Source organism: Micromonospora sp. RL09-050-HVF-A (assembly GCF_019374995.1).
GTDB classification, from domain to species: domain Bacteria; phylum Actinomycetota; class Actinomycetes; order Mycobacteriales; family Micromonosporaceae; genus Micromonospora; species Micromonospora antibiotica.
This window is the reverse complement of record NZ_JAGKQP010000002.1, coordinates 6,891,805-6,912,577: the sequence shown is the minus strand read 5'-3', so window position 1 is coordinate 6,912,577 and position 20,773 is coordinate 6,891,805. Positions and strand designations below refer to the sequence as shown.

General features: G+C 72.0%; 13 protein-coding genes and 1 pseudogene. 10 read left to right on the top strand and 4 right to left on the bottom strand.

The window, feature by feature from the left end; translation table 11 throughout:
• The first annotated feature begins 20 nt into the window (after positions 1-20).
• Positions 21-2,534, top strand: coding sequence for an RNA helicase (locus J7462_RS30245; protein WP_208568981.1), 2,514 nt, complete (start codon positions 21-23; stop codon positions 2,532-2,534).
• 209 nt (positions 2,535-2,743) lie between these two features.
• On the opposite strand, the gene J7462_RS30240 is transcribed toward J7462_RS30245, so the two are convergent.
• Positions 2,744-4,180, bottom strand: coding sequence for a vanadium-dependent haloperoxidase (locus tag J7462_RS30240; protein WP_219469393.1), 1,437 nt, complete (start codon positions 4,178-4,180; stop codon positions 2,744-2,746).
• A gap of 502 nt (positions 4,181-4,682) precedes the next feature.
• On the opposite strand from J7462_RS30240, the gene J7462_RS30235 reads away from it, so the two are divergent.
• The 3 genes from J7462_RS30235 (at position 4,683) to J7462_RS30225 (ending at position 7,868) form a co-directional block, all read left to right on the top strand.
• On the top strand, positions 4,683-5,018 hold the full coding sequence (locus tag J7462_RS30235) for a PadR family transcriptional regulator (protein WP_219469388.1): 336 nt from the start codon (positions 4,683-4,685) through the stop codon (positions 5,016-5,018).
• Positions 5,006-6,940, top strand: a complete 1,935-nt coding sequence (locus tag J7462_RS30230; protein ID WP_219469385.1) for a hypothetical protein — start codon at positions 5,006-5,008, stop codon at positions 6,938-6,940. The genes J7462_RS30235 and J7462_RS30230 overlap by 13 nt, the downstream gene beginning before the upstream one ends.
• 283 nt (positions 6,941-7,223) lie before the next feature.
• A complete protein-coding gene (locus J7462_RS30225) occupies positions 7,224-7,868 on the top strand; it encodes a hypothetical protein (RefSeq protein WP_219469383.1) in 645 nt (214 codons plus the stop codon).
• Between the two features lie 459 nt (positions 7,869-8,327).
• Here J7462_RS30225 and J7462_RS30220 read toward each other — a convergent pair whose 3' ends face one another.
• Positions 8,328-8,540, bottom strand: a complete 213-nt coding sequence (locus J7462_RS30220; RefSeq protein ID WP_219469380.1) for a hypothetical protein — start codon at positions 8,538-8,540, stop codon at positions 8,328-8,330.
• 141 nt (positions 8,541-8,681) lie between these two features.
• Positions 8,682-9,161 (bottom strand): cytidine deaminase, encoded by a 480-nt coding sequence (locus tag J7462_RS30215; protein WP_208568985.1) that lies wholly within the window; start codon positions 9,159-9,161, stop codon positions 8,682-8,684.
• A 359-nt stretch (positions 9,162-9,520) separates the two neighbouring features.
• Here J7462_RS30215 and hrpA point away from each other — a divergent pair.
• Positions 9,521-13,575: pseudogene (gene hrpA / locus J7462_RS30210) on the top strand (ATP-dependent RNA helicase HrpA).
• Here hrpA and J7462_RS30205 read toward each other — a convergent pair.
• Complete coding sequence (locus J7462_RS30205; RefSeq protein WP_208568987.1) at positions 13,576-14,514, bottom strand: LysR family transcriptional regulator; 939 nt, start codon at positions 14,512-14,514, stop codon at positions 13,576-13,578.
• Between the two features lie 77 nt (positions 14,515-14,591).
• Here J7462_RS30205 and J7462_RS30200 point away from each other — a divergent pair, with 77 nt between their 5' ends.
• The 5 genes from J7462_RS30200 (at position 14,592) to J7462_RS30180 (ending at position 20,710) form a co-directional block, all read left to right on the top strand.
• Positions 14,592-15,275, top strand: coding sequence for a succinate dehydrogenase cytochrome b subunit (locus J7462_RS30200; RefSeq protein ID WP_308291136.1), 684 nt, complete (start codon positions 14,592-14,594; stop codon positions 15,273-15,275).
• A gap of 1 nt (position 15,276) precedes the next feature.
• Positions 15,277-17,214 carry a fumarate reductase/succinate dehydrogenase flavoprotein subunit gene (locus J7462_RS30195; protein ID WP_219469374.1) on the top strand — a complete coding sequence of 646 codons (1,938 nt, stop codon included), beginning with the start codon at positions 15,277-15,279 and terminating at the stop codon, positions 17,212-17,214.
• The gene (locus tag J7462_RS30190) at positions 17,211-17,972 is read left to right on the top strand and encodes a succinate dehydrogenase/fumarate reductase iron-sulfur subunit (protein WP_208568989.1); all 762 of its coding nucleotides are present in this window, start codon (positions 17,211-17,213) and stop codon (positions 17,970-17,972) included. Before J7462_RS30195 ends, J7462_RS30190 begins: the two co-directional genes overlap by 4 nt.
• 534 nt (positions 17,973-18,506) lie before the next feature.
• Complete coding sequence (locus J7462_RS30185) at positions 18,507-19,691, top strand: zinc-dependent alcohol dehydrogenase (protein WP_219469371.1); 1,185 nt, start codon at positions 18,507-18,509, stop codon at positions 19,689-19,691.
• A complete protein-coding gene (locus tag J7462_RS30180; protein WP_219469368.1) occupies positions 19,688-20,710 on the top strand; it encodes an SDR family NAD(P)-dependent oxidoreductase in 1,023 nt (340 codons plus the stop codon). Before J7462_RS30185 ends, J7462_RS30180 begins: the two co-directional genes overlap by 4 nt.
• Positions 20,711-20,773: the final 63 nt, after the last annotated feature.

Below are 20,773 nucleotides of genomic sequence, written 5' to 3'. Positions count from 1 at the left end.
GCGGGCACGATGGGGACGCTATGACGCTGACTGCCGCGCTGCCTCGAAGCGCCGACCCCGACACCCTCTTCGACGCGTTCGCCGGCTGGGCGTCCGAGCGTGGGCTGAACCTCTACCCCCACCAGGAGGAGGCGGTCATCGAGATCGTCTCCGGCGCCAACGTGATCATGAATACGCCGACCGGTTCGGGCAAGAGCCTGGTTGCGATCGCGGCGCACTTCACCGCCCTGGCCGACGACCGGACGAGCTTCTACACCGCCCCGATCAAGGCCCTGGTGTCGGAGAAGTTCTTCGCGCTGTGCGAGGTGTTCGGCGCGGAGAACGTCGGCATGCTCACCGGCGACGCCAGCGTCAACGCCGACGCCCCGATCATCTGCTGCACCGCCGAGATCCTGGCCAACCTGGCGCTACGCGAGGGGGCACGGGCCGACGTCGGCCAGGTGGTGATGGACGAGTTCCACTTCTATGCCGAGCCCGACCGGGGTTGGGCCTGGCAGGTGCCGATCATCGAGCTGCCGCAGGCGCAGTTCGTGCTGATGTCGGCCACCCTGGGGGACACCACCCGGTTCGTCGACGACCTGACCCGGCGTACCGGCCGGTCCACCGCCGTCGTCCGGTCGGCCGAGCGGCCGGTACCGCTGATCTTCTCGTACGCGATGACGCCGCTGCACGAAACGCTCGAAGAGCTGCTGGAGACCAAGCAGGCCCCGGTGTACGTGGTGCACTTCACCCAGGCCGCGGCGCTGGAACGCGCCCAGGCGCTGATGAGCGTCAACGTCTGCTCCCGGGCCGAGAAGGACATGATCGCCACCGCGATCGGGAACTTCCGGTTCACCTCCGGCTTCGGCAAGACGCTGTCGAGGCTGGTGCGCCACGGCATCGGCGTGCACCACGCCGGGATGCTGCCCAAGTACCGCCGGCTCGTGGAGACCCTGGCCCAGGCCGGCCTGCTGAAGGTCATCTGCGGCACCGACACGTTGGGCGTGGGCATCAACGTGCCGATCCGCACCGTGCTGTTCACCGGCCTGAGCAAGTACGACGGGGTACGCACCCGGCTGCTCAAGGCCCGCGAGTTCCACCAGATCGCGGGTCGGGCCGGACGGGCCGGCTTCGACACCATCGGGCGGGTCGTGGTGCAGGCCCCCGAACACGTCATCGACAACGAGAAAGCGCTGGCCAAGGCCGGCGACGACCCCAAGAAACGCCGCAAGGTGGTGAAGAAGAAACCACCGGAGGGCTCGATCGGCTGGGGCGAGCCGACCTTCCAGCGCCTGGTCGAGGCCGAGCCGGAGCCGCTCACCTCCAGCTTCCAGGTCAGCCACTCGATGCTGCTCAACGTGATCGGCCGGCCGGGTGACGCGTTCGCCTCGATGCGGCACCTGCTCACCGACAACCACGAGGACGCCGCCGCCCAGCGCCGACACATCCGTCGGGCGATCGCCATCTACCGGGCGTTGCGCGCCGGTGGGGTGGTCGAGCAGCTCGACACGCCCGACGAGACCGGCCGGCGGGTCCGGCTCACCGTCGACCTCCAGCTCGACTTCGCGCTCAACCAGCCGCTGTCGCCGCTGGCGCTGGCCGCCATCGAACTGCTCGACGTCGAATCCCCGTCGTACGCCCTGGACGTGTTGAGCGTGATCGAGTCGATCCTCGACGACCCACGCCAGGTGCTCTCCGCGCAGCAGTTCAAGGCGCGCGGCGAGGCGGTCGCCGCGATGAAGGCCGACGGCATCGAGTACGAGGCCCGCATGGAGCTGCTCGACGAGGTGACCTGGCCGAAGCCGCTGGCGGAGCTGCTGCACGCCGCGTACGAGATGTACCGGCAGGGGCACCCCTGGGTGGCCGACCACCAGCTCTCCCCCAAGTCCGTCGTGCGGGACATGTACGAACGCGCGATGACCTTCGGCGAGTACGTGCAGTTCTACGGGCTGACCCGCTCCGAGGGCCTCGTCCTGCGCTACCTCGCCGACGCGTACAAGACGCTGCGGCAGACCGTCCCCGAGGACGCCAAGACCGAGGAGCTGATCGACCTCATCGAGTGGCTGGGCGAGCTGGTCCGCCAGGTCGACTCCAGCCTGATCGACGAGTGGGAGCGGCTGCGCAACCCCTCCGACGTCGCCGACGCCGCATTGGCGCACGCGTCGCTTGAGGAGCGGGTGCCGGCGGTCACCCGCAACGCCCGCGCCTTCCGGGTGCTGGTCCGCAACGCGTTGTTCCGTCGGGTCGAGCTGGCCGCCCTGCGCCGCTGGTGGGACCTCGGCGAGCTGGACGGCGCATCGGGCTGGGACGCCGACGCCTGGGCGGAGGCGCTGGAGCCGTACTTCGAGGCGTACGACGGGATCGGGGTGGGGCCGGACGCGCGCGGCCCGGCGCTGCTCATGATCGAACAGGGGCGGGAGAAGTGGGCCGTCCGGCAGATCCTGGACGACCCGGAGGGCGACCACGACTGGGGGATCAGCGCCGAGGTCGACCTGGCCGCCTCGGACGAGGTGGGGGCCGCCGTCGTCCGGGTGACGGACGTCGGGCAGCTCTAGCGCGGAGGTCGGGGTGCGGTCGGCTGCCGGATCGACCTGACGGTGGTCGACCCGGCCCCGCCGACCGTGCTCGACCCGGCCCCGCCACGGTGCTCGGCCCCGCTCCGCCACGGTGCTCGACCCGGCCCCGGCGAGGCGGCGGCATCACCTGTTGGTGACACCGCCACCTCGCCCACGGTGCGCCCGCACCGCCCGGGTGACCGGATCGGTCAGGAACCGGCGGGTTCCTCGGCCGGTCCCGCCGCCGTGGCGGCGTGCAGACCGTGCGTCGCGAGATCGTCGGCCACGGCCAGCCCGAGCCGCACACCGCCGACGTTGGGGCCGAGATCGATCCGGTCCTCGTCGTCCACGGCGAACGCGTCGAACACCCAGTGCACCCCGAGGTAGACCCGGCTACGACCGTTCTCCTCGATCATCTGCCACAGCCCGCCGGGGAACCGGCGTGCCAGGCGTGGACGTACCGTGCCGGTGTTGTCCACGCTGATGCCGTTCAGTTCGTCGGACACGAACTCCAGCCCGTCGGCGAGGTCGTCCGGGCCGTGGCCGCCCCGGCCATAGAACTGGCGCACCGTCTGCAGTGCCGCCGCACCGAACGTCGCGTGACCCGACGGGTAGGCGGGGAAGTTCGGGGTGCGGTTCTTCTGCCCGACGTTGTTGGTGTTCGGCGCACCCGACGGCAGCCACCCGATGTCAGTGTCCGGGTCCAGTTCCGTACCGCCCTGTCCGGTCGGCCCCAGCGCACTGTCGTGCTCCCGGATCCCGACCACCGGACGCCACAGGTCGTGGCGGTACTTCTCGGTCCAGCAGAGAATCCCACCGTCCGCCATCGCGGTGTTGACCAGTGCGAACAGCCTGGCGTTGGCGGCCGGGTCGTTGTCCCGCGCCCGGGCGACCCGCCGGACGATCTGGTTGAACAGTCGTGGTGGCGTGCCGAGGCCCTTGGCACCGTCGTAGGCCCAGAACAGCCCGATGCCGGTTTCGGTGGGCGTCCGCTGCGGGAACCGGTCGGGCAGCGTACCGGTGAGGTGCGCAGCGATGCCCTTGCCGCGGATCTGCCGCAGGGCCCGCCGGTAGGCCCGGTCGCCGGGACGCGGCGGGCCGTCCAGACGGTGGCGGACGCTGACCGCGAAGCAGGCTGAGCGGGCACCGTGGAAGGGCGCGTAGAAACCCTGCCCGGGGTTGTCCGGGTCCTCCCGGTGGTGTTCCGGGGCGAGCGAGGGCACGTAGCCCTCGTCGCCGTGACCAGGGTCGCCCCGGCGCAGCGCCAGCAGCTTCCCGGCCACCCGCCGCCCGTAGTCGTGGCTCTCGGCGGCGTGTTTGCCGTCGACCAGCCCGGCCGCGAGGTGCCGGGCCGCGAAGTGGTCCCGCTGCGCCGGGTAGAGCGCGCTCAGCGTCGTCCGGGCCGCGCCCGCGACGGCGGCGGCCACGTCGCCCCCGGTCGGCGGCGTCGGCAGCCGGTTGCCGAGGTACGGCTCCTGCCCGCCGACGATGCCGAAGAACGCGTCGTGCATGGCGAGGTGGGTGATGGCCAGCGCCCGCGAACTGCCGAGCGGGCCCCGCGCCCCCGCCTCGGTCGGATCACCCGTCGTGTGGGTGACCCGGTCCGCTTCCAGAGCGACCTCGTTCCAGTACATGATTGGGTCCACGATGCTCCCCCGAGGTGTGGTGGACAGACAGTTTCTCGACACCCGTACCGTATTCGGATGGGCGGCCAGAATTTGACGCGCATTGCGGGAACAATGCCGTTGGGTGCAATTCTCGCCGGATCTGAGCTGCGGAGACGTCGGCGATTCGACGCCCCGATCCTGGATTGGATGTCGACAATCAATGGTTGCCACCGGCGGCACGACGGGTCAAGCGAAAGCACCGAAATTGTGGGCGACTGTCGGGAGTAGGCATTCGAGAAAACGGTGCAACGGAACCGGGCACGTACGTTGTGCCAGGTGACAGCCCCGCCCGGGGGTCGACCACACGGGGCTGGGCCACGCGCCCCCGCCCCGGAGCTTCCGGCGGGCGGGCCGCGTCCACCGGACGCGCCGGGCCGACGATCTCCGGGACCCGGTGATGTTCGGACCGCAACGATGCGGCGCCGGCCATCTCTGAGACCCTATGTAGCCAAACTCGCCGACCCTATGTAGCGTACGGCCCATGGCGTCATCCCCTCGTATGACGGCCGCCGTGGCCGGCGTGCTGGCGGCGTTTCTCACCGACCCGGCAGCCGAACGGTACGGCCTCGACATCATGCAGGTGACCGGCTATCCCAGCGGTACCGTCTACCCGATCCTCAGCCGGCTGCAGCACGCCGGCTGGCTCGACGCGCACTGGGAGGACATCGATCCCTCCGCGGCGGGCCGGCCGGCCCGTCGCTGGTACCGGCTCAGCGCCGACGGCCTCGTGGCCGCCCGGGCCGGGCTCGCCGCCTACCGGCAGCGCACCGCCACGCCCGGCGCGGCCGTCCGGGTGGAGCCGACGTGGGCTTCGTAGACCGGCTGATCGCGGCCTGCCTGCGGACGGCCGCCCGGCGTTGGCCGGTCAGCCAGCGCGACGACATGGCCCGCGAATGGGTCGCCGAGGTCGCCATGCTGCGGCAGCGCCGCGGCACCGGATGGCGCCGGATGGCCTTCGCGGCCAGTCTCGCCGTCACGCCGCTGACCTTCGACGAGAGTGGGGCGCCACGCGGCAGCTGGGAGTGGATGCGGGCTGGGGCGACGCTGCGGACCATGGCGCGGGTAGCGATGGCCGGCGCTTTCGGCTACGGGCTGGCCCTGGTCGTCCGGGAGATGGTCACGTCACTGCCGGAACTCGTGCCGGCCGACGACACCGGGTTCCTGATCGGCCGCCTGTTCCATGCCGGCGTGACCGCCGCCGTGGTGATGGTCTACGCCGTCCTGGTGGGTCGGTGGGCCGGTCGGCGTGTGGCGCCGGAGCCGGGCCCGGCAGGCAGTCTGGGCGCCGCCGCCTCGGTGGTCGTGCCGCTGGCCGTGCCGATGCCGTACGTTCTGGCCGAGCTGACCTACGAACCGCTGGTGGTGTCCGTGGCGATGGCCGCGGTGTGGGCGGTGACCACCGGGTTGCTGGTGGTCACCGGCATCCGCGGCGCCCGGATCTGGCCGGTGGTCGCCGTGCCGGTCGCCGTGGTCCTGCCGCCCGTCGTCGGCGTGCTGTTGTCGCAGGGCGTCCCGGGCGTGCCGATGTTCCTCCTACCAGACCAGCTGGCCGGCGTCGGACTGTTCCTGCTGCCATGGACGGTGTGTGCGGTCGTCTTCGGCCGGGCCGTGGTGCGCCGCTGGTCGGCACCGGCCGAGGACGGGCTCGCGTCGCGGGCCTCGGCTGCCGTACCCGCCGTTGCGGTTCCGGCCGCCGGTCCCCGGGTCACCGTGGTCCGGGTTGTGCTGACGGTGCTGGCCGCCGCCGCGGCGCTGGTGTGGGCGATCGGCATGACGGTGTGGCAACCGTTGAGCGAGCCGACCGACGGCGCGATCGGCGAGAACAACACGTACTGGGCCCGGGAACTGCGCTGGAGCGCGTTGATCGCGATCGTCCTGAGCCTGGTCGTGCAGGTACGCGGGGACCGCCGGGCCACCCGCGGCGTGCTGTTCGGCGGGGTCGCCGGGCTGGCCGCCGACATCGTGCTCGACCAGCTGGACCTGACGTCCTCGGCCACCACCGGGCTGGCTGTCGCGGCGGTCTCGGTCGCCGTGGTGGCCTGTGCAGTCATCGGCGCCGCAGCGGTCGTGCCCCGCCCGCCGGTGCTGCTGACCGTGGCGATCGTCGCCGCCGTGCTGTCGGCCATCACGACCCAGACCGAGTCACCGACCGACGGGGAGCCCGGATTGAACCTGGGCAGTGCGGCTGCTGGTTCGCTGCTTGCGGCGGTCGCCGTGCTCGCCGCGGTCCGCGCGGCCGGGACGGTCAGCCGCTGGCGGGCCGCCGCCACGGTTGCGGCCGTCCTGCTCGCCGCCGCCGGCCCGTGGCTGGTGCGCCTGCGGTATCCGCAGCCCGTCGACGGCCGGTTCCACGGGGTCCTGCTGGCCCTCGCGCTGGCCCTGTTCGCCGTGGTGATGCTGGCCGGGCCCCGCCCGCGCACGGCCCGGCAGTGGCTGCGCCCCATGGTGGCCCTCGCCGTCGCTGCAGTCGCCATCCCTGCGCTGATCGTGCCGCTGACCTACCTCTCGATCCTCCTGCCGGTCGGCAGCCTATTCACCGCGATGGCCGGCAGCCCGCCGGTCAACAGCGCCGACCAGGACACCATCGGAGCGCTGATCGCGGTGGTGGTCGGCCTGGTGGTGGCGCGGCTGCTGCGGCCGCTGGTGTTGGACCCGGCGCCGGGATTGCCGGAGTCGGGCGTCACCGCACCGGCCGGTCAAGGCGAGCCGCCGTTCTGGCGGGCGTTCCAGGGCTCCTGAGCAGCGCGGACACGGCTGCTGGCCGGTCCAGCCGAAGATCTCGGTCGGCTGGTCGCTGGCCAGCGCCCCGAAAGTAGGTCTGGACGGTCATCGCGGAGTCCGTCAGACCTGCATCGTGTACGCCACGAACGGACCGTTCCATGTCAACCCCCGCCAGGTGGATCTGGACACCGCAAGGCTCGACTGGACAGGACAAGAGAACCCCCCTCCAGACCCTGGGAGATGTCACACCCGTCGATTAGAATGTATGTACTAATCGAGTTCCTGACCTGGGAGGACGCTCGTGACCGCGCCCGTCAACGCCCCCCTCACGCCGTACGCCACCCTCCTCGGCTTCACCCGGTACGTCGACCGCACCGGGCCCACCAAGGCAAGCTTCGTCGGCGGGCTGCGCAAGCAGCGAGCCAGCCGGCACGGCTTCAACCCGCACGGCCAGTTCGTCAAGGCGCTCAAGGCCGACATCGCCTTCCACACCGGCGGCACCCACCTGGCCGGCGTGGCCGACGTGGTCAAGCCGCGCTGGCGTCCGCTCTACCAGGCACTGGTGCCCGGCGCGACGGCCTGGCTGGAGTCGCTGGGCGAGCCGGCCGGCATCGACCTGGCGCAGACCCGCGACGCCCTCGCGATGCTCGGCGACCTACCCGTCAAGATCAACCCCCACTTCGGCATCCGGTACGCCGACGGTCACGCCGAGGCGGTCCGGCTGCACTTCGACGAGACCCCGCCGAGCGAGGAGGCGGCGTTGGCCACCCTGCACCTGATGGCCCGGCACATGGACGCGGTGCTGCCGCACGCCGAGCCGGTCCTGGTCGACGTGCGGCGGGGGGTGGCGCACCGGACACGCGAGCACGTCAAGTCGGCACAGGTGGAGCAGTGGTTGGCCGGCGAGGCCGCCGCCTTCCGCGCCATCTGGTCCACCGCCGCCTGATCCCGGGCAACGGCCGGTCCGGGAGGAGCAGAGCCCACCCGGACCGGCCAGCCCCCACCGGCAGCCCACCGACCCACCGCGACCACCCTCCCCCGGCCCACCCAGCAGCGCACCCGCCAGCAGCGTCGAGGCTCGGACGCTGCTGGCTTTCACCACCCCGCCCATCCCGCCGCGCGGACGCCCCTGGACTCGGTACCACGGGGACCGGCGTAGCGAGGCCGAGGATGCGGGTCCGCGCGGCGCAAGATCGTGCTCGAACCAGGATGTAGTGGCCTCCAACTGCGGTCGGAAAAGACGCACCCGGTGCCGGGGAAGGGGCCCAGGTGTCAGGGAAGGGGCCACGGTGCCGAGCAAGGACCCCCAGGGTTCGGGGCAGGGCCCCTGGTGCCAAGGAAGGAGACCCGGGTCCGGGGAGGAGGCCCGTCCTACTTCGGAGGGCGGGCGAGGTGGATCAGTCCGTCAGGTGCTGGCCAGGGCATCGAGGATCTTGTTGGCGATGCCGACGCGGATCTTCCAGACATCGCCGGAGACGTCATGCGTCACGCTTGCCCTGACGGATCGAGACCCCGACGTCGACACCGAGGACCCACGGTTCGACACCAAGGAGCGGCCGACGGGTAGCTGCCGGAGGAACTCGCGCCAGCCGAGAAGACCGCGCAGGAACGCCTCCACCGAGTCCAGCGACGCCAAGGATCGGCCCACGGTTCGACACCAAGAATCGGCCCACGGGTTGACGCCAAGGACCGAGGAGTAGAGAACAGGGGCTCCACACCGAGAAGCCGGGACCGGGAGGGATCGGGGCTCGACGCCGGGTCAGTCCTCCGAGGCGGGCCGGCTGGCCGGGACCGTCGGCATCGGCCACTGCCCGGTCCGCACGATCGCCGACGCATCCAGCTGCTGGTCGGCCCAGACGTAGCTGTCCGGCAGCAGGTCGGTCACCGGCAGTTTCCGCAGCGCGTCGATCGGCCCGACGATGACCTGGATGCCCGGGTGGTAGTCGAGCAGTACCTGCCGGCATCGTCCGCACGGCGGGAGCACCCCGCGCCCCCGGTCGCCCACGGCGACGATGGTCTCCAGTTCCGTCTCCCCCTGGGTGGCGGCGGCGCCGAGGGCCACCAGCTCGGCGCAGGGGCCGCCGGTGAAGTGGGCGAGGTTCACCCCGGTGAACACCCGGCCGTCGGCGGTCCGGGCGGCCGCCGCGACGGAGTGGTTGTCGCTGCGGCAGCGCAGCTTGGCGACCGCAGTGGCCGCCTGGACCAGTGCGCGGTCGGTGTCCAGCATCGTCGTCGTCATCCGGCAGCCCCCCGTGTCGCGTCGTCCGGCGGTCAGCGTAGCCCGGCGACGGCCGGTTTCCCGGGCAGCGCTCCGACGGACGCGGCGACACCTGGACCGCCCGGCCCGCAGCACCGTGACCTGCGTCTCGACCCCCTCGGCCCGCAACGCCGTGACCCGTCGGCGCGCTGACACCGTGACCTGCCCGGACCGGAGGCACCCGACGGTGGGCGCGGCGCCGCGCCCGAAAGCCGCTACCCGGGGGCCGCCCCGCAACAGACCGCCACCCGGACCACATCCACACGGCGGAGGCGGCGCGTAGCCCGGGAGGCGTAACCCGGGGGCGGTCCGGCGGCGGGCTGCCTATCCTTGGCGACGACATGCAGAATCCAACCGCCTCCGGCCCCGCCGCGCCCGCCGATGCCGTGTCCGCCCGTGAGCTGCACCGCCGTCTCACCCCGCTGATGTTCCGCGACCAGCGCCGCCTCCAGCGTCGGCTGGACGGGGTACGCAAGCTGCGTGACCCGCAGCGGCGCGACGAGGCGCTGGTCGAGATCGCCGGGGAGGTGTCCCGGGCGGAGGCCCGGCTGGCCACCCGGCGGGCCGCCGTGCCGAGCATCACCTATCCGGCGCAGTTGCCGGTCAGCGAGCGCCGCGACGACATCGCCGCCGCGATCCGTGACCACCAGGTGGTGATCGTGGCCGGTGAGACCGGCTCCGGCAAGACCACCCAGCTGCCCAAGATCTGCCTGGAGTTGGGGCGTGGGATCACCGGGCTGATCGGGCACACCCAGCCCCGCCGGTTGGCCGCCCGGACGGTCGCCGACCGGATCGCCGAGGAACTCGGCACCGAGCTGGGGGACGTGGTCGGCTACAAGGTCCGTTTCACCGACCAGGTGAGCGACCGCAGCCTGGTCAAGCTGATGACCGACGGCATCCTGCTGGCCGAGTTGCAGACCGACCGGATGCTGCGCCAGTACGACACCCTGATCATCGACGAGGCGCACGAGCGCAGCCTCAACATCGACTTCATCCTCGGCTACCTGCGGCAACTGCTCCCCCAGCGGCCCGACCTCAAGGTGGTCATCACCTCGGCGACGATCGAGACCGCCCGGTTCGCCGAGCACTTCGCCGACGCCGACGGCCGGCCCGCGCCGATCGTCGAGGTGTCCGGGCGGACGTACCCGGTGGAGGTGCGCTACCGGCCGTTGGTCGAGGTCGCCGAGGGCGACGAGGACGGGGCCGACGACGAGGAGAACGTCCGCGACCAGATCCAGGCGATCGGCGACGCGGTGCAGGAGCTGGCCGCCGAGGGGCCGGGCGACATCCTGGTCTTCCTCAGTGGGGAGCGGGAGATCCGGGACACCGCCGAGGCGTTGGGCAAGCTGACCCAGTCGAAACGCTCGCTGCTGGGCACCGAGATCCTGCCGCTGTACGCCCGGCTGTCGGCGGCCGAGCAGCATCGGGTCTTCGCCGCCCACCCCGGTCGCCGGGTGGTGCTCGCCACGAACGTCGCGGAGACCTCGCTGACCGTGCCCGGCATCAAGTACGTGGTGGACCCGGGTTCGGCCCGGATCTCCCGCTACTCCAGCCGGTTGAAGGTGCAGCGGCTGCCCATCGAGCCGGTTTCCCAGGCGTCGGCCAACCAGCGCAAGGGCCGCTGCGGCCGGACCTCCGACGGTATCTGCATCCGGCTCTACGACGAGCAGGACTTCGCCTCCCGGCCGGAGTTCACCGACCCGGAGATCCTGCGCACCAACCTGGCCTCGGTGATCCTCCAGATGACCGCGATCGGTCTCGGTGACCTCGCCGCGTTCCCGTTCATCGACCCACCGGACCGGCGCAACGTCACCGACGGGGTCAACCTGCTGCACGAGCTGGGCGCGTTGGACCCGACCGAGGCCGACCCGGCCAGGCGGCTCACCCCGTTGGGCCGTCGGCTGGCCCAGCTCCCGGTCGACCCCCGGCTGGCCCGGATGGTGATCGAGGGCGAGCGTAACGGCTGCGCCACCGAGGTGCTGGTGATCGCCGCCGCGCTGTCGATCCAGGACCCGCGGGAGCGGCCGGCGGAGAAGCAGGCCCAGGCCGACCAGGCGCACGCCCGGTTCGCCGACAAGGAATCGGACTTCGTGTCGTTCCTCAACCTGTGGCGTTACCTGCGGGAGCAGCAGCGGGAGCTGTCGTCCAGCGCGTTCCGCCGGATGTGCCGGGCGGAGTACCTCAACTACCTGCGGGTACGCGAGTGGCAGGACATCGTCGCCCAGTTGCGCCAGGTGCTGCGTACCCCGGAACAGGGTGACGGGCGTCGGGGGCGGCGGGGCGCGACGCAGGCCCGCCCGACGGGGGCCGGCGCGGTCCGGCCGCCGACCTGCCGGAGGAGATCGACACCCCGAAGGTGCACCAGTCGCTGTTGCCCGGCCTGCTGTCGCACATCGGGCTCAAGGACGCCCAGAAGCACGAGTACCTGGGCGCCCGGGGGGCGAAGTTCGCGGTCTTCCCCGGCTCGGCGCTGTTCAAGAAGCCGCCGCGCTGGGTGATGGCCGCCGAGCTGGTGGAGACCTCCCGGCTGTGGGGCCGGGTCGCCGGGCGGGTCGAGCCGGAGTGGGTGGAGCCGCTGGCCCAGCACCTGGTCAAGCGCAGCTACAGCGAGCCGCACTGGGAGAAGAAGCAGGCCGCCGTGATGGCCTACGAGAAGGTCACCCTGTACGGCGTCCCGCTGGTCACCTCCCGCAAGGTCAACTTTGGGCGGATCGATCCGGCGCTGAGCCGGGAGCTGTTCATCAGGCACGCCCTGGTCGAGGGGGACTGGCAGACCCACCACCCGTTCTGGCGGGACAACGAGAAGCTCCGCACCGAGATCGAGGAGCTGGAGAACCGGGCCCGCCGCCGGGACATCCTGGTCGACGACGAGAGCATCTTCGCCTTCTACGACCAGCGCATCCCCGCCGACGTGGTCTCCGGGCGACACTTCGACGCCTGGTGGAAGAAGGCCCGGCACGAGCAGCCCGACCTGCTCACCCTCACCCGGGAGGTGCTGGTCAATGCCGGGCGTGGCGGGGTCGACGAGGCCGACTTTCCGGACGAGTGGCAGGCCGACGGGGTGACCCTGCCGCTGACGTACACCTTCGACCCGACGGTCGCCACCGACGGCGTCACCGTCGACATCCCGCTGCCGCTGCTCAACCAGGTGCCGGCGGAGAGTTTCGACTGGCAGGTGCCGGGGCTGCGCGAGGAGCTGGTGATCGCGTTGATCCGGTCGCTGCCCAAGCCGATCCGACGCAACTTCGTCCCGGTGCCGGACCACGCCCGCGCGGCGCTCGCCGCGATCACCCCCGGTGCGGAGCCGCTGCTGGACGCGCTCAGCCGGCAGCTGCGCCGGATGACCGGGGTGACCGTGCCCCGGGAGGCGTGGGAGCCGGCGAAGCTGCCGCCGCACCTGCGGGTGACGTTCCGGGTGATCGGTGACGCCGACAAGCCGGTCGCCGAGGGCAAGGACCTGCCGGCCCTGCAACGCCAGCTCCGCCAGGAGGTACGCCAGGTGGTGGCCGCCGCCGCACCGGAGGTGGCCCGGACCGGGCTGACCGGGTGGACCATCGGCACCCTGCCCCGCACCATCGAGCAGGTCCGGGCCGGCTACGCGGTGACCGCCTACCCGGCGCTGGTCGACGAGGGTACGACGGTCGGGGTGAAGGTCTTCGACTCCGAGGCGGAGCAGGCCGCCGCGCACTGGGCGGGCACCCGGCGGTTGTTGCGGCTGACCGTGCCGTCACCGGCGCAGTTCCTCCAGGGGCGGCTGAGCAACGAGGCGAAGCTGGCGCTGAGCCGCAACCCGCACGGTGGGGTGCAGCAGCTCATCGCCGACGCCGCCGGGGCCGCCATCGACAAGCTGATCGCCGACGCGGGCGGGCCGGCCTGGGACGCCGACGGCTTCGCCGCGCTGCGTGACCGGGTCCGCGCCGACCTGGTCGACACGGTGGTGGAGGTGATGGGCCGGGTCCGCCAGGTGCTCGCCGCCGCGTACGCGGTGGAGCAGCGCCTCGGCGCGACCCGCAACCTGGCCGTGGTGGCCGCCCTGGCCGACCTGCGCCAGCAGCTCACCGGCCTGGTGCACAAGGACTTCATCACCGAGACCGGCTACGCGCGCCTGCCCGACCTGCTGCGCTACCTGACCGCGATGGAGCGCCGGCTGGACCGGCTGACCGCCAACCCGCAGCGGGACAAGTCCCAGCAGGACCGGATCGCCACGGTGCAGAAGGAGTACCGGGACCTGGTGGCCGGGCTGCCCCCGGCCCGCCGCGCCTCGGCCCCGGTGCGGCAGATCCGCTGGATGATCGAGGAGTTGCGGGTGAACGTCTTCGCGCAGGCCCTCGGCACCCCCTATCCGGTCTCCGAGCAGCGCATCTACCGCGCGATGGACGACGCCGAGGGGCGCTGATCAGGGCAGCGGTTCCACGCCCGGCGGCAGGTCGCTGGTGCTGGTGGCCGCGTGCACGTAGTCGAGCAGGATGCGGCGCAGCTCCCGCCCGGCGTGGGTGGGCACCACGTCGCGGCGGCGGGCCACCGCGATGGTCCGGCGCACCCCGGGCGGGGCGAGCCGGGTGACCCGGATGCCGGGGCGGCGGCTGACCACGATGCCCGGCACCAGGGCGATGCCCAGGCCGGCCTCGACGAAGCTGAGCACGGCGTCCATCTCGCCGCCGTCGACCGAGAAGGTGGGCTCGAAGCCGGCCTCCCGGCACGCCTGGATGGTGGCGTCGCGCAGGTCGTAGCCCTCGCGGAACATCACCAGCGGTTGGTCGCGCAGGTCGGTGATCCGCAACTCGCCGCTGACCAGGGCGGCGGGCAGCGGCTCCACCGAGGCGATCACCAGGCTCTCCCGCAGGATCGGGTCGACCCGCAGCCCGGGGTCGGCCCCCTGCGCGGGCATGATGATCAGGGCGAGGTCGAGGTCGCCGCGCAGCAGGTCGCGGACCAGGTCCTGCGAGCCGCCCTCCTCGACCCGCAGGTCGACGGCGGGGTGGGCGTCGCGGAACCGGCGCAGCACCGGTGGGGCGAGCGAGGTGGCCAGGCTGGGGGTGGCCCCGAGCCGGACCCGGCCCCGGCGCAGGCCGACCAGTTCCTGCACCTCCCGGGTGGCGGTGTCGACGTCGGCGAGGATGCGCTTGGCCAACGGCAGCAGCACCTCACCGGCGGCGGTGAGGGCGATGTTGCCGCGTACCCGCTCGAACAGGGGGGCGCCGAGGGCGGTCTCCAGAGCGTGAACTTGCTTACTCAACGACGGCTGGGTTATGCCGACGAGGTCGGCGGCTTGGGTGAAATGTCGTACTTCAGCCACCGCGACGAAGTACCTCAGCTGATGGAGCTGCATCTTCATAGCTTATGGCTATCGAGACTGCGAGGTCGATGCATTGGACGACTGATTGCAGGGCTCCTAGCGTCGGTCAGGTGGTAATCACGAAAACTCGGTCGCCCATCCGCTCGAACGTCGGCCTCAAGGCCGTCATGGCGGTGACGGGCATCATGCTCGTGCTGTTCCTCGTCGCCCACATGCTCGGCAACCTCAAGATCTTCACCGGCGCCGAGTCGTTCAACCACTACGCGCACTGGCTGCGCGACCTGGGCACCCCGCTGCTGGCCCCCGGCTGGTACCTGTGGCTGCAACGCGGCGTGCTGCTGCTCGCCCTGGTCGGCCACATCTGGGCGGCCACCGTGCTGGCGCTGCGCGCCCGCGCCGCCCGCCCGGTCCGCTACGCCCACCGCAAGAAGGTCCAGGGCAGCTACGCGGCCCGCACCATGCGCTGGGGCGGGGTGATCATCGCGCTCTTTGTGGTCTACCACATCCTGGACCTGACCACCGGACACCTGAACCCGGTCGGCGATCCGGCCCGGCCGCAGGCCAACGTGGTGGCCGACTTCGCGCCGGACCGCTGGTACGTGACGCTCTTCTACACCCTCGCGGTGGTCGCCCTCGGCTTCCACCTGCGGCACGGGCTGTTCAGCGCCCTGCGCAGCCTCGGCCAGCAGACCCCGGCGGGCGAGCGCCGGGCACGCGCCCTGGCCCTGGTCCTCGCCGTCGCGTTGACCGTCGGCTACCTGGTGGTCCCGTTCGCCGTACTCACCGGATTGGTGTCCTGACATGGAACTCTTCACCGAGGGCGAGCCGATCGCCGACACGTTGGCTCCCGACGGCCCGGTCGAAAAGCGCTGGGAGACCCGCCGCTTCGAGGCCAAGCTGGTCAACCCGGCGAACCGGCGCAAGATGACGGTGATCGTGGTCGGCACCGGCCTGGCCGGTGGCTCCGCCGCCGCCACCCTCGCCGAGCAGGGCTACCGGGTCCGCAGCTACTGCTACCAGGACAGCCCGCGCCGGGCACACTCGATCGCCGCCCAGGGCGGCATCAACGCGGCCAAGAACTACCGCAACGACGGCGACTCGGTGCACCGGCTCTTCTACGACACGGTCAAGGGCGGCGACTTCCGCTCCCGCGAGTCGAACGTGCACCGGCTCGCCGAGGTGTCGGTCAACATCATCGACCAGTGCGTCGCCCAGGGCGTCCCGTTCGCCCGCGAGTACGGCGGGCTGCTGGACACCCGCTCCTTCGGCGGCGCGCAGGTGCAGCGCACCTTCTACGCCCGGGGCCAGACGGGCCAGCAGCTGCTGCTCGGCGCGTACCAGGCGCTGGAGCGGCAGATCGGCCTGGGCAACGTGGAGATGCACACCCGCCACGAGATGCTGGAACTGGTCGTCGTGGACGGCCGGGCCCGGGGCATCGTGGTGCGGGACATGGTCACCGGTGAGATCAGCACCGAGATGGCCGACGCGGTGGTGCTCGCCTCCGGCGGCTACGGCAACGTCTTCTACCTCTCCACCAACGCCAAGGGCTGCAACGTCACCGCCTCCTGGCGGGCACACCGCAAAGGCGCGTACTTCGCCAACCCCTGCTACACCCAGATCCACCCGACCTGCATCCCGGTCTCCGGCGACCACCAGTCCAAGCTGACCCTGATGAGCGAGTCGCTGCGCAACGACGGCCGGGTCTGGGTGCCGCAGAACAAGGACGACGACCGCGCCCCCCGGGACATTCCCGAGAACGAGCGGGACTACTACCTGGAGCGGATCTACCCGTCGTTCGGCAACCTGGTCCCCCGGGACATCGCTTCCCGGGCCGCCAAGAACGTCTGCGACGAGGGCCGGGGCGTCGGGCCGACCAAGCTCGGGGTCTACCTCGACTTCTCCGACGCGATCGACCGGCTCGGCCGCAAGGCCATCGAGGCCAAGTACGGCAACCTGTTCGAGATGTACGAGCGGATCACCGGCGAGGACCCGTACCAGGTGCCGATGCGGATCTACCCGGCCGTGCACTACACGATGGGCGGGCTGTGGGTCGACTACGACCTCCAGTCGACCATCCCCGGCCTGTTCGTCATCGGTGAAGCCAACTTCTCCGACCACGGCGCGAACCGGCTCGGCGCGTCGGCACTGATGCAGGGCCTGGCCGACGGGTACTTCGTGCTGCCCACCACGATCGCCCACTACCTGGCGTCCGGGCCCCGGGAGAAGGTCGACGCCAGCCACCCGGCGGCGGTGCAGGCCCGGCGCGAGGTGGAAGACCGGATCGCCCGGCTGCTGGCCGTGAACGGCGACCGGACGGTGGACTCGTTCCACCGGGAGCTGGGTCAGATCATGTGGGAGCACTGCGGCATGGAGCGCTCCGAGGCCGGGCTGCGCAAGGCCATCGACGAGATCCGGGCACTGCGGGAGCAGTTCTGGCAGCGGGTCCGGGTGCCGGGCGACGGCGAAGGGCTCAACCAGTCGCTGGAGAAGGCCGGTCGGGTGGCCGACTTCTTCGAGCTGGCCGAGCTGATGTGCATCGACGCCCTGCACCGCGAGGAGTCCTGCGGCGGCCACTTCCGGGCCGAGCACCAGACCCCCGACGGTGAGGCGCAGCGCGACGACGACCGGTTCGCCTACGTGGCGGCCTGGGAGTTCACCGGCACCGGTGAGCCGGCCGTGCTGCACAAGGAAGACCTGAAGTTCGAGTACGTCCACCCCACGCAGCGGAGCTACAAGTGAACCTGACCCTGCGCATCTGGCGTCAGTCCGGCCCCCAGGACAAGGGGCGGATGGTGACCTACCCGGTCGACGACGTCTCCCCCGACATGTCGTTCCTGGAGATGCTCGACGTGCTCAACGAGCGGCTGATCCTCTCCGGGGAGGAGCCGGTCGCGTTCGACCACGACTGCCGCGAGGGCATCTGCGGCATGTGCGGCCTGATGATCAACGGGGACGCGCACGGCCCGCAGCGCGGCACCACCGCCTGCCAACTGCACATGCGGCAGTTCAAAGACGGCGAGACGATCGACATCGAGCCGTGGCGGGCCCGCGCGTTCCCGGTGATCAAGGACCTGGTGGTCAACCGGAACGCCTTCGACAAGATCATCGCGGCCGGTGGCTACATCACCGCGCCGACCGGCAGCGCCCCCGAGGCGCACGCCGCCCCGGTGGCCAAGGCCAACGCCGACGCGGCTTTCGAATCCGCCGCCTGCATCGGCTGCGGGGCCTGTGTGGCGGCCTGCCCCAACGGCTCCGGCATGCTCTTCACCGCCGCCAAGGTCACCCAGCTGTCGCTGCTGCCGCAGGGCCAACCGGAGCGCTACACCCGGGTGATCGGCATGGTCGACGCGCACGACGAGGCCGGCTTCGGCGGCTGCACCAACGCCGGCGAGTGCACCGCGGTCTGCCCCAAGGGCATCCCGCTGAACACCATCGGCCGGCTCAACCGGGACTACCTCACCGCCACCGCCAAGCGCGGCGACACCCCCGGTTCCTGACCCCACCGACGGTCCGACCGGCCGCCTCCGGACCCTCCGACCGCCGCACCCCCGACCGAGGGGTGCGGCGGTCGCTCCGTCCCGCCCCCACGCCTCCGCCCCACGCCCCACGCCCCACACCCAGCGTGCCCCGCGCTCCGGGCCCCACGCCCCGCGCTGCGGGCTGCGGGCTGCGGGCTGCGGGCTGCGGGCTCGATCCTGGATGTAGTGGCCTCCGCACGCCATGAGGCCACTACATCCAGGATCGAGCGCGATCACGACGGAGACCGGGGACGACCACGGGCAAGGACCGAGCACGATCACGGCGGTGGTCCAGGACGATCACGGCAGGGGCCGGGGCAGGGGACGATCACGGCAGGGGCCGGGGCAGGGGACGATCACGGCAGGGGCCGGGGCAGGGGACGATCAGGGCAGGGGCCGGGGCAGGGGACGATCACGGCTCGGTGGGCCGCCGACCTTGGCTGGCCGGTGGCCGGTTCAAGCGTCCCCGCTCGGGTAGCAGACCCCTCGACGGCACGGCGAGGGGACTCAGCGATGAAGGCACTGACCTGGCACGGCAAGCGCGACGTCCGGGTGGACGAGGTCCCGGACCCCCGGATCGAGGAGCCGACGGACGCGATCGTCCGGATCACCTCGACCGCGATCTGCGGCTCCGACCTGCACCTGTACGAGGTGCTCGGGCCGTACCTGAAGCCCGGTGACATCCTCGGGCACGAGCCGATGGGCGTCGTCGAGGAGGTCGGCTCCGGGGTGACCCGACTCAAGCCCGGCGACCGGGTGGTCGTCCCGTTCAACATCGCCTGCGGGCACTGCTGGATGTGCGAGCGGCAGCTTTTCGCCCAGTGCGAGACGACCCAGGTGACCGCCGAGGGCAAGGGCGCGTCGCTGTTCGGCTACACCTCCCTCTACGGTTCGGTCCCCGGTGGGCAGGCCGAGTACCTGCGGGTCCCGCAGGCGCAGTTCGGCCCGATCGTCATCCCGCAGACCGGGGCCGACGAGCGCTACCTGTACCTCAGCGACATCCTGCCCACCGCCTGGCAGGCGGTGAGGTACGCCGACACCCCGCCCGGTGGCACCCTGGCCGTGTTCGGCCTCGGCCCGGTCGGGCAGTTCTGCGCCCGGATCGGCCGGCACCTCGGCGCGGGCCGGGTGATCGGGCTGGACCTGGTGCCCGAGCGGCTGGAGATGGCCCGCCGGCACGGCATCGAGACGCTCGACGTCAGCCAGCTCGACGACGTGCCCGGCGCGCTGGTCGACCTGGTCGACGGGCGCGGCCCGGACGCGGTGATCGACGCGGTCGGGATGGAGTCGCACGGCTCCACCAGCGGCAAGCTGGCCCAGCACGCCGCCGGGCTGCTACCGGACAAGCTGGCCGAGAAGATGATCGACAAGGTCGGTGTGGACCGGTTGACCGTGCTCAAGGCCGCCCTCAAGGCGGTGCGGCGCGGCGGCACCGTCTCGATCTCCGGGGTGTACGGCGGCGAGGTGGACCCGATGCCGCTGATGGAGATGTTCGACCGGGGCATCCAACTGCGGATGGGTCAGTGCCACGTACGCCGGTGGACCGACGAGATCCTGCCGCTGCTGTCCGGCGACGACGACCCGCTGGGCGTGGAGGACCTGCGGACCCACCGGGTGCCGCTGGTGGACGCGCCGAAGGCGTACGAGATGTTCCAGAAGAAGGAGGACGGCTGCGTCAAGGTCGTGTTGGCTCCGTGAGTCGGGTGGTGGTGGTCACCGGGGCCACCAGCGGCATCGGCCGCGCGGCGGCCCGGGAGTTCGCCGGGCGCGGGGACCGGCTGGTCCTCGCCGCCCGCTCCCCCACCAGCCTGGCCGAGGTACGCCGGGAGTGCCGCACGGCCGGCGCGGACCGGGTACGCACGGTGCCCACCGACGTGACCGACCCCGACGCGCTCGACGCCCTGGCCGACACGGCGGTACGCGAGTTCGGTCGGATCGACGTGTGGGTGCACACCGCGGCGGTGATGGCGTACGGCCGGTTCGAGGAGATCCCGGCGGAGGTCTTCGACCAGGTGGTCCGCACCGACCTGCTCGGCGCGGCCGGCGTCGTCCGGGTGGCGCTGCGCTGCTTCCGGGCGGCCAGCGGGGGCACCCTGATCCTCACCGGTTCGGTCCTCGGGCACGTCACCGCCCCCTACATGAGCGGCTACGTGACCAGCAAGTGGGGCCTTCAGGGGTTGGTCCGTTCGGTGCAGCAGGAGGCCCGGGACCTGCCCGGGGTGCACGTCTGCCTGGTCACCCCGGGCAGCGTGGACACCCCGGTCTACCAACGGGCGGCGAACTACCTGGGGCGGGCCGGCCGGCCACCGCTGCCGATCACCACCCCGCAGCGGGTGGCCCGGGCCGTCGCGCGCCTGGCCGACCGGCCCCGCCGCCGGGAGGTGTCGGTGGGCCGGGTCAACCTGCTCATGCGGGGTGGCTTCACCCTCCTGCCGGGCGTCTACGACGCGCTCGTCGGGCCGTTGATGCGGCGCGGCGGGCTGACCGGGCAGCCGGTCGCCCCGCACGACGGTGTCGTCTTCTCCCCGGACCCGGCGGGCGCGGCCGTCCGCGGCGGGTGGCTGCCGGAGCTGTCCGATCTGCTGCGCCGGGCCGGTGCCCCGACCGGCCGGGCGGCGACGGCGGTCGCGGCGGGGGCGGCGGTCGCGGCCGGGACGGCGCTGGCGGTCGGGACGGCACTCGCGGCGGGTGGGGCGGCCCGGCGTCGGCGGCGGTGAGCAGCCCCCCACGGGCCGGTCCGCCCACCTAGAGTGGTGGCCCGGAGACAGCTCCGGGCACCG